The sequence below is a fragment of the Bradyrhizobium sp. USDA 327 genome, assembly GCF_041262065.1.
Classification (GTDB): Bacteria; Pseudomonadota; Alphaproteobacteria; order Rhizobiales; family Xanthobacteraceae; genus Bradyrhizobium; species Bradyrhizobium liaoningense.
Window position 1 is genome coordinate 8,134,775 of record NZ_JBGCCW010000001.1, and the last position, 25,784, is coordinate 8,160,558.

Here is a 25,784-nt window from a genome sequence, read left to right on the forward strand (position 1 = left end):
ACCGCCTCAGCTCTTCTCCGGCTGACGCGCGATGCGCTCCAGCAGGCGCCGGATCTCGCGGTTCTGCTCGCCCTGGCCGTCGGCCCATTCGCGAATCATCTGCTGCTCGGTGCGCATGTGCGAGACCAGCGCCTGGATCGCCTCGGCAAGGCTTGCCATCGCAGCCGTGGTGCCGCGGCTGGCGCTGCCTTCCTCGAACACGGAGCGCAGCCGTTCGACCGCGGCCTGGAGCTCGCCGCTGGCGACGCCGCCGCCTGCCGCAACGGGCGCTTCGCCGTTGCCATATTCGCGCACGGTGGTGGCGAGCCAGTCTTCGAGGTCGGTGTAGAAGCGGTTTTGCGCCTGGCTCGATTGCAGGTCGAGGAAGCCGAGGATCAGGGAGCCGGCGAGGCCGAACAGCGAGCTGGAGAACGAGATCCCCATGCCGCCGAGCGGGGCGGCGAGGCCCTCCTTGAGCGTGTCGAACAGCGAGCCGGCATCGCCGCCGACCTTGAGCCCGTCGATCACCTTGCCGACCGAGCCGACCGTCTCGATCAGGCCCCAGAAGGTGCCGAGCAGGCCGAGGAAGACGAGGAGGCCGGTCATGTAGCGCGAGATGTCGCGGGCCTCGTCCAGGCGTGTCGCGATGGAATCGAGCAAATGCCGCATCGTGGTCTGGGTGATGGTCATCCGCCCGGAGCGCTCGCCGCCGAGGATCGCCGCCATCGGCGCCAGCAGCTTCGGGTGCCGGGCCGGTGCCAGGCCGGGGTCGGCGATGCGGAAATTGTTGACCCAGGAGACTTCGGGATAGAGCCGGATGACTTGGCGGAAGGCCAGCACGATGCCGATGAACAGCACTGCCCCGATCAGGGCATTGAGCCCGGGATTGGCGAAGAAAGCCTGGATGATCTGCTTGTAGAGCACCACGCCTACCAGCGTGCACAGCACCAGGAAGACCAGCATCCGCACCAGGAAGACGCTGGGCGAGGACAGTTTCGTGTACTCGATATCCAAGGTGGAGCGGGAAGTGCCAGACGGCATGGCCGGTATCATCCGTTACGTAAGCTTGCTTGCGGTGCGCACTATGGCACAGCGCCCGCCCAAAAAAAGCGCCGGATGCGCCAATTTCGGGGACAGCCTGGGGAACCCGGACCGGAAGCGGCGCTTTGATGAGCAGGTATCTGCAGAAGCTCGCAATTCGGGAGGCGCATGAGCGTCGTTTCCGCGATCATCGGGAGTGCCGAACACGTGCCGCTGCCGGATGTGGTCATCCGTGCCGCGATCCAGCGCTTGTGCTCCCGCACGGCGACTCGCCTGTCGGCGCTGGGCGCCGCCGAGGATGCCGCCTTCGCCGGGCGGATGATGCTGCGGCCAGTTGCCGAGGGCGCGGGGCCCCGGCATGACGAGGCGCCTGCTTCCTTCTTCGCCGAAATGCTCGGCCCCAACCGCAAATTCTCCTCCTGCTTCTACAGGACCGACGCGAGCACCTTGCAGGAGGCGGAGGAGGAGGCGCTGCGCCAGACCGTCGAGCATGCCGGTCTTGCCGACGGCCAGACCATCCTCGAGCTCGGGTTGCGGCTGGGGCTCGCTATCGCTGTGGATGGCGCGGCAGTTTCCCCATGCAAAGGTGACGGTGGTGTCGAGCTCGCAAGCGCAGCGCGCTCATGTCGAGGACGAGGCGCGGCTCCGCGGACTCCTGAACCTGCGCGCGGTCACCGCGGACATGAACGTGTTCGCGCCCGAAGGCCAGTTCGACCGCATCGTCTCGGTCGAGATGTTCGGGCAGATGACGAACTGGCGCAAGCTGATGACACGCGTGCGGTCATGGCTCGCGTCGGAGGGGCGGTTCTTCATGCACGTCGCCACCCATCGCGCGGGCTCGCAGCTGTTCGACAGGCTCGACCGCCACGACTGGATCGCGCAGCACGTCTTCACGGGCGGGCTGATGCCGAGTCATCACCTCGTCAGGCAATTCGACGATATCTTTGCGATCGAGAAGGAATGGTGCTGGAGCGGTACGCATTACCAGCGCACCGCCAACGACTGGCTCGCCAATTTCGATGCGCATCGCGGGCCCATCGAGGCGTCCTTGCGCAGGGTCTATGGCGAGGAGACTGCTCTTTTGATGCGTCGCTGGCGCTGGTTCCTCCTCGCAACATCCGGCCTGTTCGGCTACGCCGGTGGAACCGAATGGGGAATCAGCCATTATCGGATGAAAGCCGCGGATTGATTGCGGTGTTCGGTCGCAGCACGCGGTGATGGAACTGGATTCACAATCAGGTGAGTCGCTAAAAGACAGCTGAAGTCAACGAGTTAGGCCGTGTGACAATGAGCCGCCCGCAACACGCGTTGCGTCGCAGCAAGTCCATTCTATTTTGAGGCCATCGGCGCGCGAAAGGAGTCCAGCACGGGCTCACGGAGCGTGATCAGTATCAACAACATCGGGGCACCACATTTCATGTCAGGACTTCGCGCGCGATCGGCATGCGTTGCATTGATGCTCGCGGCCCTTGCGCCGCTCCTTGGTGCTTGCGACGAATCCAGCTCCGCCGTATCCGCCGCTCAGCCGACCGCCCCTGACGTGAGCGTCGTCGTCGTCAAGCCGCAGCCGCGCGCCGTGGTGCGCGAACTGCCAGGCCGTATCGCGCCGACGCGCGTCTCCGACGTGCGGCCGCGCGTCTCCGGCACCGTGGTCCAGCGTCTGTTCCGCCAGGGCAGCGAGGTGAAGGCGGGCGATCCGCTCTACCGTATCGATCCGCGTCCGTTCGAGGTCGAGGTGATGGCCAACGAGGCCGCGCTTGCCAAGGCCGAAGCGGCATTGATGCAGGCCAAACAGCAGGCGCATCGCATCGCCACCCTCACCAAGGATCGCGCTGCCCCGGAAGCCGAGAACGAGAAGGCGATCGCGGCCGAACGCCAGGCCCATGCCGAGGTCGAGGGCCGCAAGGCCGAGCTCGCGCGGGCCAAGCTCAATCTCGACTATGCCACCGTGCGCGCGCCGATCGACGGCGTGGTCGGTGCGGCTCTGGTCAGCGAGGGCGCGCTCGCCGTGCAGAACGAGACCAATCTCGCCACCATCCAGCAGCTCGATCCGATCTATGCCGACTTCACCCAGTCGGTGAATGAACTCAACCAGCTCCGCCGTGCCTTCGAGACCGGCGACCTCGATCGCATCGCCGCCGATGCCGCCAAGGTGCGCCTGGTGCTCGACGACAACACCATCTATTCGCTCGACGGCAAGCTGCTGTTCTCCGACGCCAAGGTTGACGCCCACACCGGGCAGGTGACGTTGCGCGGCGAGTTCCCCAATCCCAGGCGCGAACTGCTGCCGGGCATGTATGTCCGGGTCCGAATCGACCAGGGTCTCGATTCCGACGCGATCGCGGTGCCGCAGCAGGCGGTCCAGCGCAATGGCGGCGGCGGCAGCGAGGTGTTCGTCGTCAAGGACGACAACCACATCGTGGTCCAGCCGGTGCGCACGGGATCGGTGCAGGACGGACTCTGGTTCGTCACCGAAGGCCTGAAGGCCGGTGACAAGGTCGTGGTCGAAGGTTTCCAGAAGTTCGCGGCCGGCGACAAGGTCAAGCCGCAATCCTGGTCGGAAGTGGAAGCGACCGCGGACAACCGGCACGCCCAGCAGCTCACGCGGTAACGCGATATGCCGAGCTTTTTCATCGACAGGCCGATCTTCGCCTGGGTGGTCGCGCTGTTCATCTGCTTGATCGGCGCGATCGCGGTGCCGCTGCTGCCGATCGCGCAATATCCGATCATCGCGCCGCCCTCGATCTCGATCTCGACCAGTTATCCCGGTGCGTCGCCCGAAAACCTCTACAACAGCGTCACGCGGCTGATCGAGGAGGAGCTCAACGGCGCCTCCGGCATTCTCAATTTCGAATCGACCAGCGACTCGCTCGGGCAGGTCGAGATCATCGCCAATTTCCAGCCGGGCACCGATACCAACGACGCCTCGGTGGAAGTCCAGAACCGCATCAAGCGCGTCGAGGCGCGCCTTCCGCGCGCGGTGATGCAGCAGGGCATCCTGATCGAGGAAGCCTCCAGTGCGGTGCTTCAGATCATCACGCTGAGCTCGACCGACGGCAGCCTGGATGAGGTCGGCCTCGGCGACTTCATGATCCGCAACGTGCTGGGTGAGATCCGCCGCATTCCCGGCGTCGGTCGCGCCACGCTGTACTCGACCGAGCGCAGCTTGCGCGTCTGGGTCGATCCGGCCAGGCTCGTCGGCTATGGGCTGACCGCCGATGACGTCAACAAGGCCATCGCCGCGCAGAACGCGCAGGTGGCCTCCGGCAGCATCGGTGCCGAACCTTCGACGTCCAGCCAACGCACCTCGACGCTGGTGCTGGTCAAGGGGCAACTCTCCTCGCCGGACGAATTCGGCGCCATCATCCTGCGCGCCAATGCCGACGGCTCGACCGTGCGCCTGCGCGATGTCGCGCGCGTCGAGGTCGGCGGGCTCAGCTACCAGTTCAACACGCGCCTCAACGGCAAGCCGACCGCGGGTCTGTCGGTGCTGATGTCGCCGACCGGCAATGCGCTGGCGACCGCGAGCGCGGTCGAAGCGAAGATGAAGGAGCTGTCGCGCTTCTTCCCGGCCAACATCACCTACGAGATCCCCTACAACATCACGCCCGTGGTCGAGGCCTCGATCAAGAAGGTGCTGACGACGCTGGTGGAAGCCGTGGTGCTGGTGTTCGTCGTGATGTTCCTGTTTCTGCAGAACATCCGCTACACCATCATTCCGACCATCGTGGTGCCGGTGGCGCTGTTGGGCGCCTGTTCCACGCTGCTGCTCGCCGGCTACTCCATCAACATGCTCTCGATGTTCGGCATGGTACTTGCGGTCGGCATCCTCGTCGACGACGCCATCGTCGTGGTCGAGAACGTCGAACGCATCATGGCCGAGGAAGGCCTGCCACCGAAGGAAGCCACGCGCAAGGCGATGTCGCAGATCACCGGCGCCATCATCGGCATCACCTTGGTGCTCATGGCGGTGTTCGTGCCGATGGCGTTCTTCCCGGGCTCGGTCGGCATCATCTACCGCCAGTTCTCCGTCACCATGGTCGCCGCGATCGGCTTCTCCGCCTTCCTCGCGCTGTCGCTGACGCCGGCGCTGTGTGCGACCCTGCTCAAGCCTGTCGCCAAGGGGCACGGTCATTCCAGCAATTTCGTGTTCGGCTGGTTCAATCACATGCTGGAGGCCGCGCGGTTCCGCTACGCGGGTACAGTCGGCTTCTCGCTGAAGCGCACCGGACGCCTGATGCTGGTCTATGCCGCGCTGCTGGTCGGCCTGTCCTGGGCCTTCGTCAGCCTGCCCGGCGGCTTCCTGCCCGTCGACGACCAGGGCTTCGTCACCACCGACGTGCAGACGCCGTCGGATTCGTCCTACGCCCGCACCGAGGCCGTGATCGAGAAGGTCGAAAAATATCTTGCCGCACGGCCGGGAGTCAAAGATGTCACCTTCCTCACGGGCTTCAGCTTCTCCGGCCAGGGCATGAACACCGCGCAGGCCTTCATCACGCTGAAGGACTGGTCGGAGCGCGGGCCCAAGGATTCCGCCGCGGCGATCGTCAACGACATCAACCGCGACCTCTCATCGATTCGCGACGCCAAGATCTCGGCGCTGCAGCCGCCGCCGATCGATAATCTCGGCAACTCCTCCGGCTTCTCGTTCCGCCTTCAGGACCGCGGCCAGAAGGGCTATTCGGCCTTGATGCGCGCTGCCGACCAGCTGATCGCGGCGGCCAATGCGAGCCCGGTGCTTCAGAAGGTCTACATCGAAGGCCTGCCCGAGGCAGGCGTGGTCAATCTCATGATCGACCGCGAGAAGGCCGGCGCCTTCGGCGTCACCTTCGAGGACATCAACAACACGATCTCGACCAATCTCGGCTCGAACTACATCAACGACTTCCCGAACCGCGGCCGCATGCAGCGCGTCGTCGTGCAGGCCGACGCGCGCGACCGCATGCGGACCGAGGACATCCTCAACTACAACGTCAAGAACAGCCGCGGCCAGCTGGTGCCGTTCTCGTCCTTTGCCACGGTGGAATGGGCACGCGGTCCGACGCAGATCGCCGGTTTCAACTATTATCCGGCGGTGCGCATCTCCGGCGAAGCGAAACCCGGCTTCACCTCGGGCGATGCGATCGCCGAGATGGAGCAGCTTGCTGACAGACTGCCGCGCGGCTTCGGCTATGAATGGACCGGACAATCGCTCCAGGAAAAGCTCTCGGGCTCGCAGGCGCCGTTCCTGCTGGCGCTCTCGGTATTCGTGGTGTTCCTGTGTCTGGCAGCGCTGTACGAGAGCTGGACCATTCCGCTCGCGGTGCTGCTGACCGTGCCGCTCGGCATCGTCGGCGCCGTCGTCGCCGCCATGCTGCGCGGCCTGCCCAACGACGTCTACTTCACCGTCGGCCTGATCACCATCATCGGCCTCGCCGCGAAGGACGCGATCCTGATCATCGAGTTCGCGAAGGATCTGCGCAAGGAAGGCAAACCGCTGGTGGAAGCCACCATCGAGGCCTGTCGCCTGCGCTTCCGTCCGATCCTGATGACCGGCCTCGCCTTCATCTGCGGCGTGCTGCCGATGGCGATCGCGCATGGTGCCGGCGGCGCCAGCCAGCAGGCGCTGGGCAGTATCGTGATGGGCGGTATGATCGCGGTGGTGATCCTGGCGCTCCTGATGGTGCCGGTGTTCTTCGTCTCGGTGCAGCGCGTGCTGGGCGGGGACCGGGAGCCGGCGGCGGCGAAGGACCATGAGGCCTACGGGCCCCCGGCGCGGGCGCACACGAGCCACTGACGGTTCATTCCGTCATTCCGGGGCGTGCGATGCGAGCCCGGAATGACGAGGCGAAGCCGGCGGCTTTCGCCTTATGCCGTCTTCCGCAAAATCTTCACCAACTCCCCGTGCACGAACTCGTTGCCGCACACGACGTGCCCGGTTACCAGCGCATCGCCTGGGGTGTCGATGTCGCTCACCGTGCCGCCCGCCTCGCGCACCATGATCTGGCCGGCGGCGATGTCCCACGGCTGCAGGTTGCGCTCCCAATAGCCGTCGAGGCGGCCAGCGGCGACGAAGGCGAGGTCGAGCGAAGCGGCGCCGAAGCGGCGCAGGCCCGCGACGCGATTCTGGATCGCGGTCATCTCGCGGCGGAATTCCTCGTGGTCGCCGCGGCCGATATGGGGCAGGCCGCAGGCCACCACGCATTCGTTGAGCTGGCGGCGGCCGGCCACGCGCAGGCGCTGGTCGTTGAGGAAGGCGCCCTTGCCGCGCTCGGCGATGTAGAGCTCGTCATTGGCGGGGTTGTAGATCACGCCGGCGATGATCGTGCCCTCACGCGCGAGGCCGATCGAGATCGCGAATTGCGGGATGCCGTGCAGGAAGTTGGTGGTGCCGTCGAGCGGATCGACGATCCAGGTGTGGCTCTTGTCGGTGCCTTCGCGGGTGCCGCCCTCTTCGCCGATGAAGCCGTAGCCGGGCCGGGCCTTGGCTAGGTCCTGATAGAGGATCTCCTCGGCGCGCTTGTCGGCGAGCGAGACGAAATTCGCCGGCCCCTTCAGCGAGACCTGGAGATGCTCGATCTCGCCGAGATCGCGCTTGAGGCTGCGGCCGGCGCGGCGCGCGGCCTTGACCATGACGTTGATAGTGGCGGAATAAAGCATGAGCTCTGGACTTGGTCGGGGGCGGGATCAGGGGCAAGGGCGGGACATCGCGCCTGTTTGAGGATTGGGTGCCCTGCGGGGGCGCTTGCGTCAAGTCATTGCGTCAAGTCATTTGGTCCCGAGCCATTTCTTGGCGGCGGCCTCGGCCTTGGCCCGCTCCTCCGCGGGCAGATCGGATAATTGCTTGTCGAGTTCAGGATCGCCCTTGCCGGCCGTTTTGGCCACCAGGTGCCATTTGAAGCCCTCGACCTTGTCCATGGGTGTGCCCACGCCGTTGATCAGCACCCATGCCAGCCGGTTCTGCGCGATCGCGCTGCCCTGGCGGGACGCCTTGCGAAGCAGCGCGACGGCCGCCGGCTGGTTCTTCGGCGTGCCGGTGCCGTTGAACATCGCGATCGCATATTCGACCTCGGCATCGACATTGTCGGCGAGCGAGGCGGCCTGGAGCAGCCGCACCGCGCGTTCCGCGTCCTTCGGCACACCGGTGCCTTCCTTGTAGAAAGTCGCGAGCGCGTATTGCGCCTCGGGCAGGCCTGCATCGGCGGCCTGGCGCAGCAGCTCCGCCGAGCGCCTGACGTCCTGCGGCAGGGTCTGGCCGTCCAGATAGAGCAAGGCGAGGTTGTAGGCGGCCTTGGGCTCGCCGAGCTTGGCGGCGGAGGCCATCAGCTTGACCGCCTCGCCCTTGTCGACCGGGCCGCCACGGCCCGACATGCGCAGCATGGCGAGCGCGAACATCGCCTCGCGATCGCCGGAATCGGCGGCGCGCTTGTACCATTCGGCCGCCTTGGCGTAGTCGCGCCGGATGCCCATGGCGTTGGAATAGAGCTCGCCGAGCATGGTCATCGCCTTGGAATCGCCGGCTTGTGCACGGGCGGTGGCGAGCTCGAATGCCGTCTTGTACTGGCCGCGCTGATAGGCGCCGAACACCAGATCGACGTTGGGATCGTCGGTCGGCGGCGCGGGGATCACGGTCGCGGCCGGCTTGGGCGAGGGGGACGGCTTGGGGGAGGCCGAAGGTTTGGGCGCGGGAGCGGCCTCCTTCTTCTTGGTGATCGTGTGCGGCTTGGGCTTCTGTTTTTCGGCGGGAGCGCTCGGCGTTGCGGCCGGCGGCGTGATCTGGAGTTGCGCGGCCGCGGGCGCCGTGAGCAGCAGCGCGGCCAGCATGGTGGTGTGCGGAAGCTTCATGTCGGGCGCTAGCCGTGCTCCTGACCCGCAGGATCCTGGCTCGCCGGCGCCGTCGCATGGGCCTTCTTGATCGCAGCGTCGGCCTCGACCAGCGCGGCCTTGGGCCCGCGCGGATCGGCCCAGATGAAGTCGCCGACCAGCACGAAATCGGCGCCGCTGGCGGCGAAATCGCGGGCCTCTTCCAGCGACGTGGCAAAGCCGACGCAGGGCGGCTCGAACAGCTCGGCCCACCAGTCCAGCCGTTCGGCGATGGCCTGGGATGACGGGCGCTGGCCTCTCTCGTCGGGCTCGCCGAACAGCATATAGTCGGCGCCCATCTCGCCCGCGCTCATGGAATCGTGGCGCGTGGCAAGCCCGCCGACGCCGGCGATGCGATCGGGCTTGAGCGAGGGCACCGCCTCTTCCAGCGCGGCAAGGCCGGTGAGGTGCGCGCCGTCGGCGCCGCCGCGCGCGACGATGTCAGGATGGCCGTCGACGAGGAGGGCTGCGCCTGCCTTCTGCACCGGCGGTGCCAACGCCTTGACGCGCGAGATCATGGTGCGCTGGTCGGTTTCCTTCAGCCGCAGCAGCACGGCCGCGACGTCGGCCGAAGCGAGCAGCCCCGGCAACTCGGCGACGAGCCTCGCGGGGTCCTCGACAATAGGCGTCGCGAGGTAGAGACGCGGCACCGGGCGCGGCGGAGGCGGTTTGTTCGACAAGATCTAGGCTGCCTTCTGTTCCAGGCTGCTTTGCCACTCGCCCTTGGAGGCGAGGCCGTTCATCCGCGCGCGATGGCTGAAGGCGCGCTGTCCGGCCGCGACGTTCTCGGCCTTGCCGGACCAGGCCTTCTGCGGCGCGGCCTGGAGCGCGCGGCCGTAGGAGAAGGTCAGGCCCCAGGGCAGCGGGCCGAGTCTATGCATGGCATTGAGATGCGCGGTCGCCTCCTCGTCGGACTGGCCGCCGGAGAGGAAAGCGATGCCAGGCACGGCTGCGGGCACGCAGGCCTTGAGCAGCCGTATCGTCTTCTCCGCGACCTCTTCGACGGGCGCCTGCTGCGGACACTTCTTGCCTGAGATTGCCATGTTCGGCTTCAGCACCATGCCTTCGAGCGCGACGCGCTGCACGCGCAACTCCTGGAACGTCTTGTTGAGCACGCGTTGCGTCACCTCATAGCAGCGGTCGATGTCGTGGTCGCCGTCCATCAGCACTTCCGGCTCGACGATCGGCACCATCTGCGCGGCCTGGCACAGCGCGGCGTAGCGCGCCAGCGCGTGGGCGTTGACGCTGATCGCGGTCATCGAGGGGATGCCCCGGCCGTCAGTGCCGCTGCCGATGTCGATCACCGCGCGCCATTTGGCAAAGCGCGCGCCGCGCTCGTAGTATTTCTTCAGCCGCTCGGCGAGCCTGTCGAGCCCGACGGTCACCAGCTCGCCCGGGCACATCGGCAGGGCTTGCGTGCCCTCGTCGACCTTGATCCCCGGGATGGCGCCGCTCTCCTCGATCAGCCTGACCAGCGGCGTGCCGTCCTTGGCATCCTGCCAGATCGTTTCGTCATAGAGGATCACGCCGGAGATGTGCTGGCTCATGGCGTCCTTGGCGCGAAACAGCATCTCGCGATAGTCGCGGCGGTTCTCTTCCGTCGATTCCACGCCGATGGCGTCAAAGCGCTTCTTGATGGTGCCGGAGGATTCGTCGGCGGCGAGGATGCCCTTGCCGGGCGCGACCATGGCGGTGGCGATCCTGTTGAGCTCAGTCAGATTCATCGAGAGGTCCTCCCAAAACAAGTCTGCCCTTGCCCGCAAAAATAGACCGTTCTCGGGCAATTGCCGAGTTAACGTTCGTCGCAGGGTAAGGGGGGAGGAAGTACCGTACCACAAGAAAACTGTCATTCCGGGATGCGCCGAGAGGCGCAGGCCCGGAATCCATAACTAAAGCGCGATGAGATTTGGATGAATCGTCATCGCGCCTTAGGTCCTTGTTTGAGCATGATCTTTTCGGAAAACCGCTTCGCACTTTTCCGGATCATGCTCTAGGCCGTGGTTATGGATTCCGGGCTCGCCGCTTTGCGGCGCCCCGGAATGACGGAGAAAGTATGTGGCTTACGCCACCGTCGCGATCGCTACGCGACGTGGGGATCGCTTACGCCACCTTGGGGTCGAGCTCGCCCTTGGCGTAGCGCTTGGCCATCTCGGCGGTGGTCAGCACCTTCTTGATCTTGGAGGCCTGGCCGGCGGTATTGAACTCCTGAAGCCGCTGCTTGCACAGCTTGGTCATCGCTTCCATCGCCGGCTTCAAATATTTGCGCGGGTCAAACTCTTCCGGATTGTCCTTGAGCACCTTGCGGATCTGGCCGGTCATCGCCATGCGGTTGTCGGTGTCGATATTGATCTTGCGCACGCCGTTCTTGATGCCGCGCTGGATCTCGGCAACAGGCACGCCCCAGGTCGGCTTCATCTTGCCGCCATAGGCGTTGATGATGTCCTGGAGATCCTGAGGCACCGACGAGGAGCCGTGCATGACGAGATGGGTGTTCGGCAGCTTGCGGTGGATCTCCTCGATCACCTTCATGGCGAGGATGTCGCCGTCGGGCTTGCGGGTGAATTTGTAGGCACCGTGAGAAGTCCCCATCGCGATCGCGAGCGCGTCGACCTTGGTCTCCTTGACGAACTTCACCGCCTCGTCCGGATTGGTCAGGAGCTGGTCGTGGCTGAGCTTGCCCTCGGCGCCGTGGCCGTCTTCCTTGTCGCCCATGCCGGTTTCGAGCGAGCCGAGAACGCCGAGCTCGCCTTCGACCGAGATGCCGCCGAGATGGGCCATGTCGGTCACGGTCTTGGTGACGCCGACATTGTAGCCCCAGTCGCCGGGGGTCTTGCCGTCGGCCTTGAGCGAGCCGTCCATCATGACCGAGGTGAAGCCGGCCTGGATCGCGGTCATGCAGGTCGCCGGCTCGTTGCCGTGGTCGAGATGCACGCAGACCGGAATGTGCGGATAGATCTCCGTCACCGCGTCCATCATGTGCTTGAGCATGACGTCGTTGGCGTAGGAGCGGGCGCCGCGCGAGGCCTGGATGATGACGGGCGCATCGACCTGGTTGGCCGCGTCCATGATCGCCAGCGCCTGCTCCATGTTGTTGATGTTGAAGGCCGGTACGCCGTAATCGTTCTCCGCCGCGTGGTCGAGCAGTTGACGTAACGTGATCCGAGCCATCTGTGTCTTTCTCCCGTTGGGGCCTGCAAGGCCGCTTGATTACTTGATACGCAGAACCTCGACGCCGGGCAGCGGCTTGCCTTCCATCCATTCGAGGAACGCGCCACCGGCGGTCGACACATAGGTGAAGTCACCGGCCACATGGGCCTGGTTGAGCGCAGCGACAGTGTCGCCGCCGCCCGCGATCGAGACCAGCTTCTTGGCCTTGGTGCGCTCGGCCGCATGCTTGGCGGCCGCGACCGTGCCGCGGTCGAACGGTTGCATCTCGAAGGCGCCCAGCGGTCCGTTCCAGACCAGGGTCGCCGCATCGTCGATCGCCGCGTGGACGCGCGCGACCGATTGCGGGCCGACATCGAGGATCATGCCGTCGGCCGGGATCGCATCGAGCCCATAGGCATGCGACGGCGCGTTGGCCGCGAAATGATAGGCGACGGTCGCATCCACGGGGAGGATGATGGCGCAGTTGGCGGCGTCCGCCTTCTCCATGATGCGCAGCGCGGTCGGCGCGAGGTCCTTCTCGGCCAGCGACTTGCCGATCGCGACGCCCTGGGCGTGCAGGAAGGTGTTGGCCATGCCGCCGCCGATCACGAGCGCGTCGACCTTGGTCACGAGATTCTCGAGCAGGTCGATCTTGGTCGAGACTTTTGCGCCGCCGATGATCGCGATGACGGGCTTGGTCGGCGATCCCAGCGCCTTCTCCAGCGCATCGAGCTCGGCCTGCATGGTGCGGCCGGCATAGGCCGGCAGCTTGTGGCCGAGGCCTTCGGTCGAGGCGTGGGCGCGGTGCGCGGCCGAGAAGGCGTCGTTGACCCAGATGTCGCCGAGCTTTGCGAGCTCCGCGACGAAGGCCGGATCGTTCTTTTCCTCTTCCTTGTGGAAGCGGGTGTTTTCGAGACAGAGGATGTCGCCGTCCTTCAAGCCGGCCACGGCCTTGGCCGCAGGCTCGCCGATGCAGTCGTCCGCGAAGGCGACCGGCTTCTTCACCACCTTCGACAGCGCTTCGGCGACGGGCTTGAGCGAGTCCTTGGCATCGCGCCCCTTCGGCCGGCCGAAATGCGCGAGCAGGATGACCTTGCCGCCCTTGTTCGAGATTTCGGTGATGGTCGGCGCGACGCGCTCGAGCCGGGTGGCATCGGTGACGCGCCCGTTCTCCATGGGCACGTTGAGGTCGACGCGCAGCAACACGCGCTTGCCCTTCATGTCGACGTCGTCGAGGGTGCGGAATTTGTTGGTCATCTCTGGGCTCTCTTGTCCCGGGCGCTGCGCAGCGCGAAGCGGTGCGCTGCAGAACCGGGACCCACATGACAGCGAGTCCCGCGGTTGAATGGTCCCGGTTCTGCGGAGCAGCGCTTAGGCGCTGCACCGCGCCCGGGACACGAGACCTTGCTCAGATCACCTTCGCCATCGCGACGGCGGTGTCCGCCATGCGGTTCGAGAAGCCCCACTCGTTGTCGTACCAGGACATCACGCGCACCAGCGTGCCGTTCTGCACCTTGGTCTGGTCCTCGTGGAAGGTCGAGGAGTGCGGATCGTGGTTGAAGTCGATCGAGACGTTCGGCGCACTGGTGTAGCCGAGGATGCCCTTGAGCTGCTGCTCGCTGGCGCGCTTCATCGCCGCGTTGATCTCCTTGGCGTCGGTGGCGCGCTTGGCGACGATCTTGAGGTCGACCACCGAGACGTTCGGGGTCGGCACGCGGATCGCGACGCCGTCGAGCTTGCCCTTCAGCTCGGGCAGCACGAGACCGATCGCTTTCGCAGCGCCGGTCGAGGTCGGGATCATCGACATCGCGGCGGCGCGGCCGCGGTAGAGATCCTTGTGCAGCGTGTCCAGCGTCGGCTGGTCGCCGGTATAGGCGTGGATCGTGGTCATGAAGCCGGTCTCGATGCCGACGAGATCGTTCAGCACCTTGGCGACCGGCGCGAGGCAGTTGGTGGTGCAGGATCCGTTGGAGACGACCAGGTGATCCTTGGTGAGGGTGTCGTGGTTGACGCCGTAGACGATGGTGGCATCGGCGCCGTCGGCGGGCGCGGAGACCAGCACGCGCTTCGCGCCGGCGGTCAGATGCGCGGAGGCCTTGTCCTTCGAGGTGAAGATGCCGGTGCATTCCAGCGCGATGTCGACGCCGAGGTCCTTCCACGGCAGCTTCGCGGGATCGCGCTCGGCGGTCACCTTGATCTTGCCGCTGCCGAGGTTGATCGAGTCGCCATCGACGGTGACGGTGCCGGGGAAGCGGCCATGGACGCTGTCGAAACGGAGCAGATGGGCGTTGGTCTCGACCGGGCCGAGATCGTTGATGCCGACCACCTCGATGTCCTTGCGGCCTGACTCGGCGATAGCCCGCAGGACGTTGCGGCCGATGCGGCCAAAACCGTTGATTCCGACGCGGACTGCCATGTTTCGTCTCCTTCAATGACCGTTGTCATCCCGCACAACGCGCTTTCGTGCGCCTGCGAGGGTTTTTTTAGGGGCGGGCGCCCGGTTCGGCCGGGCGGTGCTTGATCATATGAGAGATTACGTAGTCCTTTTTTGGGGCAAGCTCAACTCTCAGGAAATGCGCTTCAGCACAGCGTTAACCGCAGCCTCGGCGGTAATGCCGAAATGCTTGTAAAGCTCCTTGGCGGGACCGCTTTCGCCGAAGGAATGCATGCCGATGAATTCGCCGTCCTGGCCGATCACGGCGTCCCAGCCCCAGCGCACGGCGGCCTCGATGGCGATCTTGACCGGCGCGTTGCCGATGATTGCGGCACGCTTGGCCTCTGGTTGCGCTAACAACAGCTCGAGCGAGGGAACGGAGACAACGCGTGACGCGATGCCGCGTTCCGCGAGCTGCTTCTGGGCAGCGACCGCGATCTCGACCTCGGAGCCGGAGGCGAACAGCGTCGCCTTGGCTTCGCCCTGGGCCGCGACCAGCTCATAGGCGCCGGCTGCGCAGGGATTGTCATTCGGTGCGGTGGTACGCAGCTGCGGCAGGTTCTGCCGCGTCAGTGCCAGCACGGTCGGGCCGTCGATGCGGTTGAGCGCGAGCTCCCAGCACTCGGCGACCTCGATGGAATCGCAGGGACGGAACACGCGCATGTTCGGAATGGCGCGAAGCGCGGCGAGATGCTCGACCGGCTGATGGGTCGGCCCGTCTTCGCCGAGGCCGATGGAATCGTGCGTCATCACATAGACGACGCCGGTGCCCATCAGCGCGGCGAGGCGCATCGCGGGACGTGCGTAGTCGGTGAACACCAGGAAGGTCGCACCGTTCGGCGCGAAGCCGCCGTGCAGGAAGATGCCGTTCATCGCGGCGGCCATGCCGTGCTCGCGGATGCCGTAATGGATGAAGCGGCCCTTCGGCGTCTTCGCCGAGAAGGCGGTCGCCGACTTCGCCTTGTTGTTGTTGGAGCCGGTGAGATCGGCCGAGCCGGCCAGGAATTCCATCGGCATCGCGGCGGCGATCACCTCGATCGCAGCCTCCGACGATTTGCGCGTCGCGGCCGTCAGCGGCTTCTCCAGCAGCTCCTTCTTGTGTGCCTTCAGCGCCTTGGCCAGCGATGCCGGCCGCTCATGGCGCAGGCGGCGCTCGAACTCGGCGCGCTTGCGGCTGCCGAGCTCGCCGAGCCGTGCTTCCCATTCCTGGCGTGCCGCGGCGCCGCGGCTGCCGGCCGCGCGCCACGCCTTCAGCACGTCGTCGGGCACCGAGAACGGCTCGAGCGAGATGCCGAGATTTTCCTTGGCGGCCTTGAGCTCGTCGGCGCCGAGCGCCTCGCCATGCACCTTCGAGGTGCCGGCCTTGTGCGGCGCGCCGAAACCGATGGTGGTGCGGCAGGCGATCAGCGTCGGCTTGTTGGATTTTTGCGCGCGGGCGATGGCGGCGGCGATCGCTGCCTGATCCTGGCCGTCGATCTTCTCGGCGGCCCAGCCCGCCGATTTGAAGCGCTTCACCTGGTCGACGGAATCGGAGAGCGAGGTCGGGCCGTCGATCGAGATGCCGTTGTCGTCGTAGAGCACGATCAGCTTGTTGAGCTTCCAGTGCCCGGCCATCGCGATCGCTTCCTGCGACACGCCTTCCATCAGGTCGCCGTCGGAGGCGAGCACATAGGTGTGGTGGTCGACGATCTTCTTGCCGAACTCGGCGGCCAGCATCTTCTCGGCGAGCGCCATGCCGACCGCGGTCGAGATGCCCTGGCCGAGCGGGCCGGTGGTGGTCTCGATGCCCTTGGTGCGGAAATTCTCGGGGTGACCGGGGGTGAGCGAGTCGACCTGGCGGAACTGCTTGATCTGGTCCAGCGTCATCTCGGCATTGCCGGTCAGGTACAGCAGCGAATAGAGCAGCATCGAGCCGTGGCCGGCCGAGAGCACGAAGCGGTCGCGGTCCGGCCAGGCCGGCGCGGCGGCGTCGAATTTCAGGAACTGCGTGAACAGCACCGTGGCGATGTCGGCCGCACCCATCGGCAGGCCGGGATGGCCCGATTTCGCCTTCTCGACAGCGTCCATCGAAAGGCCGCGGATCGCGTTGGCCATACGGGTGTGATCGACCTGCGTCATGTCTGAAATCCGTCTGAAATGAGGCGCTTGGCGAGGTACGCCCGCGCGGGAGGAGCCTGGCGGCCACTGAAAGGGTCGGGGCTGGGATAGCACCTCGGTTCCGGGAGTCCAAGGCACTCAAACGCCGGTTTAGCCGTAAAAGTTGCCATGGGGAGATCGGTTTTCCCCCGCGATCATGCCGGACGGAATCGGACGATCGCAGCCGCGTCCCGATTGATCGGTGCATAGTTTTGCGGCGGCGTTGCGCTGGGCTAGCTTGCCACGTAAATTTCTGCTTCTAACCGCTTGCCGAACCGAGTCTTTTGCCGGACGGCAAGCTCCAGGGAAAGGCCACTGGGCAAAGGCCGCCAGGTTCCGCCGCTGACTGCATGAACGATCGCGTGTCCAATAGCTCTGCCATGACGGAATCATCCGCCGTCGAGATCGAGATTGCGACCCGCAGGCTCACGGCCGCGCTCGACGCACTCGAAAGCGCGGTCGAGCGGCGACGCGATGCCGATCGCGACGAGAACGAGCTCGCGGCGCGGATCCAGGCGCTCGGCGCTGATCGCTCGCGTCTCGCCGACGAGCTCGACGGCGCGCTGGTGAAGGCGCGCAAGCTCGAGCGCACCAATCGCGAGATTTCCGACCGGCTGGATTCCGCAATCGTCACGATACGCTCGGTGCTCGATACCGGAGAGGACGGATGAGCCACATCAACGTCACCATCAACGGCCGGCAATACCGCATGGCCTGCGAGGAGGGCCAGGAGGTGCGGCTGCTCAAGCTCGCCGAGAGCCTGGAGACGCGCATCCAGTCGCTGCGCGGAAAATTCGGCGAGATCGGCGATGCGCGCCTCACGGTGATGGCGGCGCTGACGGTGTGCGACGAATTGATCGACGCCGGCAACCGCATCCGTACCATGGAGCAGGAGCTGGTCGAGCTCCGGGATTTCCGCAACGCCGCCGTCGAACGCGCCCGGATGACGCAGACCGCAGTGGTGAACGCGCTCAACGCCGCGGCCGAACGCATCGAGAAGTCGACCCAGGTCCTGAACCGGACCGTCGGAGGCGGCATCGCGATCGGGTAGGTGAAAGCCTCGATGGTTGCCACGAAGCTGGCGCACTCCCTCCCCCGCTTGCGAGAGCTTTGCATAATTGGATGTAAGGGACTGGTTCCCGATGTCGGGCTTTTTTTGCGCGGGGTCGGACGGCGCGCGGGCGTTGAATGGTTGGGTTTTCGCGGCCAACCGATGGCGTTGGGCGGCGGCGGTCATGCCGCAGCTCCCGCAGGAGACAGCACTGCCCATCGTTTGAGATTCATGGCGAGGCAGATCAGGCGCAGACGCGTCTGGTTGCGCGCCAAGCCGAGATAGCGGGCGCGCGCCCAGCGGTAGCTGCCCTTGAGGCGCGCGAAGACCTGCTCGACCGGTGCGCGGCGCTTTCCCACAGCGTCGTTGAAGCGCTTCTGCCGCTCGGTCAGCGGATGATGCTTGTTGGGCCGAAACATCAGCCGCGGCTTGATGCCTCGCGCACGGAGGCCGCTGCGGCGCTCGTGCTTGTCATAGGCCTGGTCGGCGTAGACCGCCTTCTCATCACCACAGATCAACTCGTCGGCGGGCACCGTGTCGTTGACCGCAGCATCGGTCAGCTTGTTGCGGCGGATGATGGCCGAGCCCTTGTCGATGCCGACATGCGCCTTGTAGCCGAAGTATCGTTTGCCGCCCTTCTTGGTCCAGCGCGCATCCGGATCGCGCTTGCTGTTGACCAGTTTGCTCGGCGCCCGGCCGTCCGGGCCGGGCGGCTGCGGGTCCTCTGGCGGCTTTGGCGGCTTCACCGCCGCCGGGATCAGGCTCGCATCGATCAGTGTGCCCCGCCGCAGCACCAGCCCATGCGCCTCGATCTGGCGCAGGATCTCACCGAACAGCGTCTCGTCCAGGCCGGCCCGCTGCAAAGCGTCGCGGAAGCGCCAGATCGTTGCGTGGTCGGGGGTCTCGTCGCCCAGCACAAAGCCGCAGAAATCGCGGAACGAGGCGCGATCATCCAGCGCCTCTTCAAGCTCAGGATCGGACAGCCCGTACCATTGCTGCAGCAGCAGCGCCTTGAACATCACCAGCCGCGGATAGGCCGGCGCGCCCCGCTCCGGTTCCGGCAGACCGCCCAGCACGCGCGCCACTGCCGCCCAATCGACCAGTTCGCCAACCCGCCTCAGCACCCGATTGCCTTTCCCTCGCCGCGACACCAGCGCGTCCGCGAAGCTCGGTTGTCCAACCTGCCGATATGCCATCCCCAGCCCCCTACCAATCAAGCCGAGAGAATTGCAGATTCGTGCTTTATGCAAAGCTCTCGCTTGCGGGGGAGGGCTGGGGAGAGGGTGTTTCGACAATCGAGAACCCCCCAAGAGGAGACAACCCTCACCCGGCGCGCTGCGCCGACCTCTCCCGCAAGCGGGAGAGGCTGAGCCAGCCCGCGGCGCGAGCGTTTCACCCAAACACCATCCGGTCTGATGTGCCGCACTGGCACTTCCCCAGTACAGTTGTTACATTGCCCAGGCGAGGCTGCGACGTGCGTCAGGAGCCATATATCCCCGGGGCCTTATCGATCCTTTAGGGAACTGTCCCTGGCCGGGCCCGTGGGCCCGGACATATGGTGCCCACCTACTTTCGTAGGGAACTCCGGGATCGAGTGCTTCAACGGCGTTCGCGGCTTCGTACTTTTGTCTGCTTGGTTTGTGCTTGTTGAAACGACTGCGGCCAGTTCAACAGGTGTCATGCCCCCCGAGTGCGCATTGCGCACGGGGCGGGGCATCCAGTACGCCGCGGCCTCTGTGTGAATCACCGCCGCCTCTGGAATACTGGATCACCCGCACTCGCGGGTGATGACGTGGGGACCAAAGCGCATGTCCGCTTCCAAAGCCGAACTCCGTGCCAAGGCCCTCGCCAGGCGTGACGCGCTGAGCGACAAGAAGCGCATCGCCGCAGCCGCAAAACTCGCCAAGCGCGGGTTGCCGTTCGAGCTGCTGCCCGGCAGCATCGTCTCCGGCTATTCGCCGATCCGCAACGAGATCGATCCGATGCCGTTGATGCGAAAGCTCGCCGAGCAGGGCGCAAATCTGGCGCTGCCTTGCGTCACCGCGCGTGGCCAGTCGCTGATCTTCCGCATCTTCCATCCGAACGACCGCCTGATGCTCGGTCCGCTCGGCATTCCCGAGCCGTCGCCGGCAGCGGCCGAGGTCATCCCCGACATCATGCTGACACCGCTCGCGGCCTTCGACCGTCTCGGCCATCGCATCGGCTATGGCGCCGGGCATTACGATTTCACCTTCGCGCATTTGCGGAAAACGAAGCAGATCATCGGCATCGGGCTTGCGTTTGCGGCGCAGGAGATCGAGGCGGTTCCGGCACTATCCCACGACGTCGCGCTGGATTATGTGCTAACGGAATCGGACGTGTTCGATTTCCGGAGTTCTGAAGTTGCGCATTCTCTTCGTGGGTGATGTCGTCGGCCGTAGCGGGCGCGAGGCCATCGCCGAATATCTCCCCGGCATGGTCAAGGACTGGTCGCTCGATTTCGTCGTCGTCAACGGCGAGAATTCGGCGGGCGGCTTCGGCATCACGGAAGCGATCTACCAGGAATTCCTCGAGGCCGGCGCCGACGCGGTGACGCTCGGCAATCACTCCTGGGACCAGCGAGAGGCGCTGGTGTTCATCGAGCGCGCCGATCGCCTGGTACGTCCGGCGAACTATCCGCGCGGCACGCCCGGCCGCGGCGCCGCGCTGGTCGAGACCAAGAACGGCAAGCATGCGCTCGTCGTCAACGCTTTGGGCCGCGTCTTCATGACCCCGTTCGACGATCCCTTCGCGGCGCTCGAGCGCGAGCTCGGCGCCTGCCCGCTCGGCGTTGCTGCGGACGCCATCGTCGTCGATTTTCATTGCGAGGCGAGCAGCGAGAAACAGGGCATCGGCTTCTTCTGCGACGGACGCGCCAGCCTCGTCGTCGGCACGCACACCCATGTGCCGACCGCTGACCATCAGATCCTCGTAGGCGGCACCGCCTACATGACCGACGCCGGCATGACCGGCGATTACGATTCCATCATCGGCATGCAGAAGGAAGAACCGCTGCGGAGGTTCACATCGGGGATTCCGTCGGCCCGCTTCGAGCCCGCCGCGGGCGCGGCGACGCTCAGCGGCGTCGCCGTGGAGACGGATGACGCCACGGGCCTTGCGCTACGCGTTGCGCCGGTGCGCGTGGGCGGCCGGCTGGAGCCGACGACGCCAAGATTCTGGCTGAGCTGAGCAGAGCGGCATTCGCACGGCCACCCTCCCCTGGAGGGGGAGGGTCGATCGCGCGAAGCGCGAGCGGGGTGGGGTGATCTCTCCACTCGAGCAGCGTTCGATGACGAGAGACCGTCACCCCACCCCGTCTCACATTCCGCTGCGCTCCATGTGAGCCGACCCTCCCCCTCCAGGGGAGGGTAAGAGAAACTCTACTTCGCCGTCTGCTCCCGCAGCTCCGCCATCCTTCGCCGTCAGCTTCGAGCCCTTCCTTAGTTCTGGCTGAGTTGAGTAGCGCGGCATTCGCACTGCCACCCTCCCCTGGAGGGGGAGGGTCGATCGCGCGCAGCGCGAGCGGGGTGGGGTGATCTCTCCACTCGGGCAGTGTTCGATGACGAGAGACCGTCACCCCACCCCGTCTCACATTCCGCTGCGCTCCATGTGAGCCGACCCTCCCCCTCCAGGGGAGGGTAAGAGAAACTCTACTCCGCCGTCTGCTCCCTCAACTCCGCCACGTCCTTCGCCGTCAGCTTCGAGCCCTTCGTTCCGAACCGCGCCGTGACGTAGTTCGCCACCGCCGCGATCTCGTCGTCCGTGTAGGCCTTGCCGAATGCGGGCATCGACAGCGCGCCGTCAGGCGTGTGGCGCCTGGTGCCCGAGAGCACGATCTGCGCGACATTGGTGGCGGCGGGGTCGTTGACGGCCCAGGTGCCGGTGAGCGTCGCCATCGGCGACACCGGGCTCTCGCCGCTCCAGCCATGGCAGCTGGCGCAGGCGCTGGCGAACACCTGCTTGCCGCGGGCGTCCGCCGTGACGCCGTCGCGGTGCGAGGCGGGGGCGACCGGTGCCGTGGTGGCGGGCAGGTCGGGCGAAGGTTGCGGCGGCACGCTGCGCAGGTAAGCAACGATGCTGCGGATGTCTTCGGGGGCGAGCTTGCTGAAGCTGTGGTCGACCGCCTCACCCATCGGACCCGAGGCCGAGCCATGACCCGGCGCATGGCCGAGCGACAGATACGAGATCAGATCCTGGTCGCTCCAGTTGCCGAGACCTGTCGCCTTGTCCGAGGAGATGTTGAAGGCGCGCCAGCCCGCCGTGATGGCGCCGGCGAACTTCTTGCGGTTGTCCAGCGCGAAGCCGAGATTGCGCGGGGTGTGGCACTCGCCGCAATGCGCCAAGGCCTCCGCAAGATACGCGCCTCTGTTCCACTCCGGGCTCTTCGAGGTGTCGGGCGCAAAGCGCGTGTCCGGATTGAACACCGCCGACCAGAACATCATCGCCCAGCGCTGGTTGAACGGGAACGACAGCGTGTTGTCCGGCGCCTTCGCGCGCACCGCCGGCAGGCTGAACAGATAGGCTTTCACCGACAGCACGTCCTCGTCGGTCATGAACGTGTAGGACGTGTAGGGCATCGCCGGATAGAGCCGCGCGCCGTCACGGCGCTTGCCGTGCTGGACCGCGTTCAGGAAATCCTGGTCGCTGTAATTGCCGATGCCGGTGTCCTTGTCCGGCGTGATGTTGGTGGAATAGAGCGTGCCGAACGGCAGCTTGAAGGCGAGCCCGCCGGAGTATTCCTTCTCGCCCGGCTTGGTGTGGCAGACCATGCAGTCGGCGGCCTTGGCGAGATATTCGCCGCGCTCGACGATGCCGGCTTTCTCCAGCTTCGCGGGCACGCCGGTCGGCTTGCCCGCGCGGTAATCCGCCAGCGCCACTTTCGTGCCGCCTGCGAAGTCGAGCGGGCCGGGCCCACGGATGATGAAGACGCCGAGCGCCACCGCGACGATGGCGATCACGACGAGACTCGTGAGGATACGCATCTTGCCGCTCATGCCTTCTTCCCCGCAGCCAGCAGTTTCCGATCGATCGGCAGGCGCCGCAGCGCCACGCCGGTTGCGGCATAGATCGCGTTGCGCAGCGCCGGCGGTCCGGCATTGACGCCGGCTTCGCCGATGCCGCCGGGCGCCTCGCCGCTCTTGACGACGATCACCTCGATCTTCGGCGTCTCGTTGATGCGCATCATGCGGTAGTCGTGGAAGTTCGACTGCTGCACGCGGCCCTTGTCGATGGTGATCTCGCCATAGAGCGCCGCGGTCAGGCCGAAGATCAGGCCGCCCTCGATCTGCGCCTTCACGGTGTCGGGGTTGACCGCGATGCCGGTGTCGACCACCGAGGTGATGCGGCGGAGCGTGATCTCGCCGATGTCGTCGATCTCCGCCTCCACCACCGTTGCGATGAAGCTCGCGAATGACGGCTGCACGCAGACGCCGCGGCCGACGCGCGGCGGCAGCTTTTGCCCCCAGCCGGATTTCTCCGCGACCTGGTCGAGCACCGCGAGCATGCGCGGATTCTTCGTCAGCATGGACTTTCGGAATTCGATCGGGTCCTTGCCCGCCTTGCGCGCGAGCTCGTCCATCGCGCATTCGACCGCGAACACGTTGTTGTTCGGGCCGACGCCGCGCCAGAAACCTGTCGGCACCGACAGTGGCTCCGCGCGGACATATTCGACATGGAAGTTGGCGAAGTCGTAGGGAGCATCCACCGCGGCGTCGATCGCGTCGATGTCGATGCCCTTCTGGAACGCCGGCGGCAGCCAGCGCGCGAGCACGGCGGAGCCGGCGACCTTGTACTTCCACCCCGCGACCTTGCCGTCGACCAGCGACGCCGTGATCTGGTCGCGATAGACCGGGCGGTAGACGTCGTGCTGGATGTCCTCCTCGCGGGTCCACACCACCTTCACGGGATAGTCGACCTGCTTGGCGATCTTCACCGCCGCCACCACCATGTCGGGCTCGAGCTTGCGGCCGAAGCCGCCGCCGAGCAGGTGATTGTTGACGATCACCTTGTCGATCGGCAGGCCCGCGGCCTTCGCGGCTTCCGACTGCACGCGCGTCATGATCTGCGTGCCGGTCCAGATCTCGCAGGAGTCGGGCTTCACGTGCACCGTGGCGTTGATCGGCTCCATCGAGGCGTGCGCCAGGAAGGGCAGTTCGTAGGCCGCCTCGAACTTGTCGCCGCTCGCGAGCGCCTTGGCGATATCGCCGTCGGATTTTGCGACTGCGCCGTCCTTCTGGCTGGCCTTGCGCAGGTCGTCCCAGATGTCCTTGGTGGTGATCTCGGCGTTCGGCCCCTCGTCCCACTCGATCTTGAGCGCTTCGAGCCCCTTCTTGGCCGCCCACATGTGATCGCCGATCACGGCGACCATGTCCTCGAGCACGACGACCTTGCGCACGCCGGGAAGCTTCGCCGCGGCGCTGTCGTCGACCTTGCCGACCTTGCCGCCGAACACCGGGCAAGCGGCGACGGTCGCGAACTTCATGCCGGGCAGGATGGCGTCGATGCCGTAGATGGTCTTGCCGTTGACCTTGTCCGGCGTGTCGAGGCGCTTCAAGGGCTGGCCGATGAGGACGAAGTCCTTGGGGTCCTTCAGCGCAGCGTCCTTCGGCGGCGTCTGACCTTGGGCTGCGAGCGCCAGCGTGCCGTAGGCGAGCCTGCGGCCGCTCGCTGCATGCGCGACCTCGCCCTTGGCGGCTGTGCAGCTTGCCGGATCGACGCCCCATTCTGCGGCGGCCGCCTGCACCAGCATCGCGCGCGCGGTGGCGCCGGCCTTGCGCAACGGCAGCCACCAGGCGCGGATCGAGTTGGAATTGCCGGTGACCTGCAGGCCGAAAGTCGGATTGCCGTAGAGCTTGTCGTCAGGCGGCGCGTGCTGGACCTCGACCTTGCTCCAGTCGGCATCCAGCTCTTCGGCGAGCACCGCGGAGATCGAGGTATAGGTGCCCTGGCCCATCTCGACCTGCGGCATGATCAGCACGGTGCGGCCGGTCTCGTCGATGCGGATGAAGGCATTGGGCGCGAACCTGCCCTCGGTGGTGTCGCGCGGCTGCACCGGCTCGTTGACCGCCGCGCGCAGCGGCAGATGGAAGGCGAGCAGGAAGCCGGTGGCGAGACCGCCGGTCAGCAACGCGCGGCGGGAGACGCTGTGATGTGCATTCATGGCGAACCTCAGGACTGGCGGCCGTTGGCGGCCTGCTTGATGGCCTCGCGGATGCGCACATAAGTGCCGCAGCGGCAGATGTTGCCGGCCATGGCGGCGTCGATGTCGGAATCGTCAGGATTTGGCGTCGTCGCCAGCAGCGCCGCAGCCGCCATGATCTGGCCGGACTGGCAATAGCCGCACTGGATCACTTCGGCCTCCAACCAGGCCTTCTGCACCTTGGCGCCGGCCGGCGTGCTGCCGACATGCTCGATGGTGGTTACAGTGCGATTCTCGACCGCGCTCACCGGCAGCACGCAGGAGCGCACCGCCTTGCCGTCGACATGCACCGTGCAGGCGCCGCATTGCGCGATGCCGCAGCCGAACTTGGTGCCGGTCATGCCGAGGATGTCGCGCAGCACCCAGAGCAGCGGCATGTCAGGTGGCGCGTCGAAGGATTTCGTTTCGCCATTGATGGTGAGAACAGTTGCCATATGCATTCCCTTGCTCGGCGATCGCTTGCGGCGATCACATCGACGAATTTTGCGCGACGATAATCATATCGATGCGAAACGATGAAGCGTCGAAATTTCCGGCAATGCATATTTGCGCGGACGAGGCGTGAGGCCATGACGTTCACGAATTTGTGCGGCGATTGCTGCAAAGGTTTTGGGCCAATTGATATGATAATCGTCATGTTTTGACGCATTTTCATCGCGTGCGTCATCGACCGCCGCATATGATCGTGCGAACGCGCAAAATCATGCAAAGACGAAACTCGTGCGATTAGGAAAGTGGGGCGGCGGGGAACGGCCGACATTGTTGTGCCCTCTCCCCTTGTGGGAGAGGGCGGCGACGTCAGTAGACGCGAATACGTTTGGGGTGAGGGGTCTCTATCCGCGTATGACCCTCTCTCATTCTCGAGCAGCTCTGCCCGCGGAGACAAACCCCTCATCCGGCGCTTCGCGCCACCTTCTCCCACAAGGGGAGAAGGGAAG

Annotated in this window: 19 protein-coding genes, 1 other RNA gene and 1 pseudogene; 8 read left to right on the forward strand and 13 right to left on the reverse strand. The window is 65.7% G+C overall.

Features of this window, described 5'->3' with window-relative positions; genetic code table 11:
- Positions 1 to 6 precede the first annotated feature (6 nt).
- Positions 7 to 1,020: a flagellar motor protein MotA gene (locus ABIA42_RS38370; RefSeq protein ID WP_199751374.1), complete on the reverse strand. Its 1,014-nt coding sequence runs from the start codon at positions 1,018 to 1,020 to the stop codon at positions 7 to 9.
- Positions 1,021 to 1,188: 168 nt separating this feature from the next.
- Here ABIA42_RS38370 and ABIA42_RS38375 point away from each other — a divergent pair.
- From ABIA42_RS38375 to ABIA42_RS38385, 3 genes and pseudogenes are all read left to right on the forward strand, one after another.
- Positions 1,189 to 2,209 (forward strand): annotated as a pseudogene (locus tag ABIA42_RS38375) (cyclopropane-fatty-acyl-phospholipid synthase family protein).
- Positions 2,210 to 2,437: 228 nt separating this feature from the next.
- Positions 2,438 to 3,631: an efflux RND transporter periplasmic adaptor subunit gene (locus ABIA42_RS38380; protein WP_370115846.1), complete on the forward strand. Its 1,194-nt coding sequence runs from the start codon at positions 2,438 to 2,440 to the stop codon at positions 3,629 to 3,631.
- Positions 3,632 to 3,637: 6 nt separating this feature from the next.
- Positions 3,638 to 6,796: a multidrug efflux RND transporter permease subunit gene (locus tag ABIA42_RS38385; RefSeq protein WP_271529723.1), complete on the forward strand. Its 3,159-nt coding sequence runs from the start codon at positions 3,638 to 3,640 to the stop codon at positions 6,794 to 6,796.
- Positions 6,797 to 6,867: 71 nt separating this feature from the next.
- On the opposite strand, the gene ABIA42_RS38390 is transcribed toward ABIA42_RS38385, so the two are convergent.
- The 8 genes from ABIA42_RS38390 to tkt form a co-directional block, all read right to left on the reverse strand.
- The gene (locus tag ABIA42_RS38390) at positions 6,868 to 7,659 is read right to left on the reverse strand and encodes an inositol monophosphatase family protein (protein WP_271529722.1); all 792 of its coding nucleotides are present in this window, start codon (positions 7,657 to 7,659) and stop codon (positions 6,868 to 6,870) included.
- Between the two features lie 108 nt (positions 7,660 to 7,767).
- Positions 7,768 to 8,844: a tetratricopeptide repeat protein gene (locus ABIA42_RS38395; protein ID WP_370115845.1), complete on the reverse strand. Its 1,077-nt coding sequence runs from the start codon at positions 8,842 to 8,844 to the stop codon at positions 7,768 to 7,770.
- A gap of 8 nt (positions 8,845 to 8,852) precedes the next feature.
- Positions 8,853 to 9,542, reverse strand: a complete 690-nt coding sequence (locus ABIA42_RS38400) for a thiamine phosphate synthase (RefSeq protein WP_370115843.1) — start codon at positions 9,540 to 9,542, stop codon at positions 8,853 to 8,855.
- A gap of 3 nt (positions 9,543 to 9,545) precedes the next feature.
- Positions 9,546 to 10,586 carry a class I fructose-bisphosphate aldolase gene (locus ABIA42_RS38405; protein WP_370115842.1) on the reverse strand — a complete coding sequence of 347 codons (1,041 nt, stop codon included), beginning with the start codon at positions 10,584 to 10,586 and terminating at the stop codon, positions 9,546 to 9,548.
- Between the two features lie 376 nt (positions 10,587 to 10,962).
- Complete coding sequence (gene fba, locus ABIA42_RS38410; protein WP_028182485.1) at positions 10,963 to 12,030, reverse strand: class II fructose-bisphosphate aldolase; 1,068 nt, start codon at positions 12,028 to 12,030, stop codon at positions 10,963 to 10,965.
- Positions 12,031 to 12,069: 39 nt separating this feature from the next.
- Entirely contained in the window at positions 12,070 to 13,266 is a 1,197-nt protein-coding gene (gene pgk / locus ABIA42_RS38415) for a phosphoglycerate kinase (protein ID WP_370115841.1), read from the reverse strand.
- 151 nt (positions 13,267 to 13,417) lie between these two features.
- Positions 13,418 to 14,425 (reverse strand): type I glyceraldehyde-3-phosphate dehydrogenase, encoded by a 1,008-nt coding sequence (gap, locus tag ABIA42_RS38420; RefSeq protein WP_370115839.1) that lies wholly within the window; start codon positions 14,423 to 14,425, stop codon positions 13,418 to 13,420.
- Positions 14,426 to 14,575: 150 nt separating this feature from the next.
- A complete protein-coding gene (gene tkt / locus ABIA42_RS38425; protein WP_370115838.1) occupies positions 14,576 to 16,561 on the reverse strand; it encodes a transketolase in 1,986 nt (661 codons plus the stop codon).
- A gap of 368 nt (positions 16,562 to 16,929) precedes the next feature.
- Between tkt and ABIA42_RS38430 the strand changes: the two genes are divergently transcribed.
- Positions 16,930 to 17,250: a DUF4164 domain-containing protein gene (locus ABIA42_RS38430; RefSeq protein ID WP_014439722.1), complete on the forward strand. Its 321-nt coding sequence runs from the start codon at positions 16,930 to 16,932 to the stop codon at positions 17,248 to 17,250.
- Positions 17,247 to 17,630 (forward strand): cell division protein ZapA, encoded by a 384-nt coding sequence (locus tag ABIA42_RS38435; protein WP_028182480.1) that lies wholly within the window; start codon positions 17,247 to 17,249, stop codon positions 17,628 to 17,630. The genes ABIA42_RS38430 and ABIA42_RS38435 overlap by 4 nt, the downstream gene beginning before the upstream one ends.
- 182 nt (positions 17,631 to 17,812) lie before the next feature.
- Here ABIA42_RS38435 and ABIA42_RS38440 read toward each other — a convergent pair whose 3' ends face one another.
- Positions 17,813 to 18,826, reverse strand: a complete 1,014-nt coding sequence (locus tag ABIA42_RS38440; protein ID WP_370113545.1) for an IS5 family transposase — start codon at positions 18,824 to 18,826, stop codon at positions 17,813 to 17,815.
- Between the two features lie 265 nt (positions 18,827 to 19,091).
- Here ABIA42_RS38440 and ssrS point away from each other — a divergent pair.
- From ssrS to ABIA42_RS38455, 3 genes are all read left to right on the forward strand, one after another.
- Positions 19,092 to 19,252, forward strand: a non-coding RNA gene (gene ssrS / locus ABIA42_RS38445) — 6S RNA.
- 186 nt (positions 19,253 to 19,438) lie between these two features.
- Positions 19,439 to 20,035, forward strand: a complete 597-nt coding sequence (locus ABIA42_RS38450) for a 5-formyltetrahydrofolate cyclo-ligase (RefSeq protein WP_370115837.1) — start codon at positions 19,439 to 19,441, stop codon at positions 20,033 to 20,035.
- Positions 20,013 to 20,837, forward strand: coding sequence for a TIGR00282 family metallophosphoesterase (locus tag ABIA42_RS38455; RefSeq protein WP_370115836.1), 825 nt, complete (start codon positions 20,013 to 20,015; stop codon positions 20,835 to 20,837). Before ABIA42_RS38450 ends, ABIA42_RS38455 begins: the two co-directional genes overlap by 23 nt.
- Positions 20,838 to 21,298: 461 nt before the next feature.
- On the opposite strand, the gene ABIA42_RS38460 is transcribed toward ABIA42_RS38455, so the two are convergent.
- Genes ABIA42_RS38460 through ABIA42_RS38470 form a run of 3 tightly spaced genes read right to left on the reverse strand, consistent with a single transcriptional unit; the run spans position 21,299 to position 25,280 of the window.
- Positions 21,299 to 22,642 carry a cytochrome c gene (locus ABIA42_RS38460; RefSeq protein ID WP_370123685.1) on the reverse strand — a complete coding sequence of 448 codons (1,344 nt, stop codon included), beginning with the start codon at positions 22,640 to 22,642 and terminating at the stop codon, positions 21,299 to 21,301.
- Positions 22,639 to 24,807, reverse strand: a complete 2,169-nt coding sequence (locus tag ABIA42_RS38465; protein WP_370143732.1) for a molybdopterin cofactor-binding domain-containing protein — start codon at positions 24,805 to 24,807, stop codon at positions 22,639 to 22,641. Before ABIA42_RS38465 ends, ABIA42_RS38460 begins: the two co-directional genes overlap by 4 nt.
- An 8-nt stretch (positions 24,808 to 24,815) precedes the next feature.
- Positions 24,816 to 25,280: a (2Fe-2S)-binding protein gene (locus tag ABIA42_RS38470; RefSeq protein WP_370115835.1), complete on the reverse strand. Its 465-nt coding sequence runs from the start codon at positions 25,278 to 25,280 to the stop codon at positions 24,816 to 24,818.
- Positions 25,281 to 25,784 lie beyond the last annotated feature (504 nt).

What these genes read in the sequence shown, in the direction of transcription:
- ABIA42_RS38370 (WP_199751374.1), bottom strand. Translation starts at nt 1,020, where the DNA reads ATGCCGTCTGGCACTTCCCGCTCCACCTTGGATATCGAGTACACGAAA.
- ABIA42_RS38380 (WP_370115846.1), top strand. Translation starts at nt 2,438, where the DNA reads ATGTCAGGACTTCGCGCGCGATCGGCATGCGTTGCATTGATGCTCGCG.
- ABIA42_RS38385 (WP_271529723.1), top strand. Translation starts at nt 3,638, where the DNA reads ATGCCGAGCTTTTTCATCGACAGGCCGATCTTCGCCTGGGTGGTCGCG.
- ABIA42_RS38390 (WP_271529722.1), bottom strand. Translation starts at nt 7,659, where the DNA reads ATGCTTTATTCCGCCACTATCAACGTCATGGTCAAGGCCGCGCGCCGC.
- ABIA42_RS38395 (WP_370115845.1), bottom strand. Translation starts at nt 8,844, where the DNA reads ATGAAGCTTCCGCACACCACCATGCTGGCCGCGCTGCTGCTCACGGCG.
- ABIA42_RS38405 (WP_370115842.1), bottom strand. Translation starts at nt 10,586, where the DNA reads ATGAATCTGACTGAGCTCAACAGGATCGCCACCGCCATGGTCGCGCCC.
- fba (WP_028182485.1), bottom strand. Translation starts at nt 12,030, where the DNA reads ATGGCTCGGATCACGTTACGTCAACTGCTCGACCACGCGGCGGAGAAC.
- pgk (WP_370115841.1), bottom strand. Translation starts at nt 13,266, where the DNA reads ATGACCAACAAATTCCGCACCCTCGACGACGTCGACATGAAGGGCAAG.
- gap (WP_370115839.1), bottom strand. Translation starts at nt 14,425, where the DNA reads ATGGCAGTCCGCGTCGGAATCAACGGTTTTGGCCGCATCGGCCGCAAC.
- tkt (WP_370115838.1), bottom strand. Translation starts at nt 16,561, where the DNA reads ATGACGCAGGTCGATCACACCCGTATGGCCAACGCGATCCGCGGCCTT.
- ABIA42_RS38430 (WP_014439722.1), top strand. Translation starts at nt 16,930, where the DNA reads ATGAACGATCGCGTGTCCAATAGCTCTGCCATGACGGAATCATCCGCC.
- ABIA42_RS38435 (WP_028182480.1), top strand. Translation starts at nt 17,247, where the DNA reads ATGAGCCACATCAACGTCACCATCAACGGCCGGCAATACCGCATGGCC.
- ABIA42_RS38440 (WP_370113545.1), bottom strand. Translation starts at nt 18,826, where the DNA reads ATGGCATATCGGCAGGTTGGACAACCGAGCTTCGCGGACGCGCTGGTG.
- ABIA42_RS38450 (WP_370115837.1), top strand. Translation starts at nt 19,439, where the DNA reads ATGTCCGCTTCCAAAGCCGAACTCCGTGCCAAGGCCCTCGCCAGGCGT.
- ABIA42_RS38460 (WP_370123685.1), bottom strand. Translation starts at nt 22,642, where the DNA reads ATGAGCGGCAAGATGCGTATCCTCACGAGTCTCGTCGTGATCGCCATC.
- ABIA42_RS38465 (WP_370143732.1), bottom strand. Translation starts at nt 24,807, where the DNA reads ATGAATGCACATCACAGCGTCTCCCGCCGCGCGTTGCTGACCGGCGGT.
- ABIA42_RS38470 (WP_370115835.1), bottom strand. Translation starts at nt 25,280, where the DNA reads ATGGCAACTGTTCTCACCATCAATGGCGAAACGAAATCCTTCGACGCG.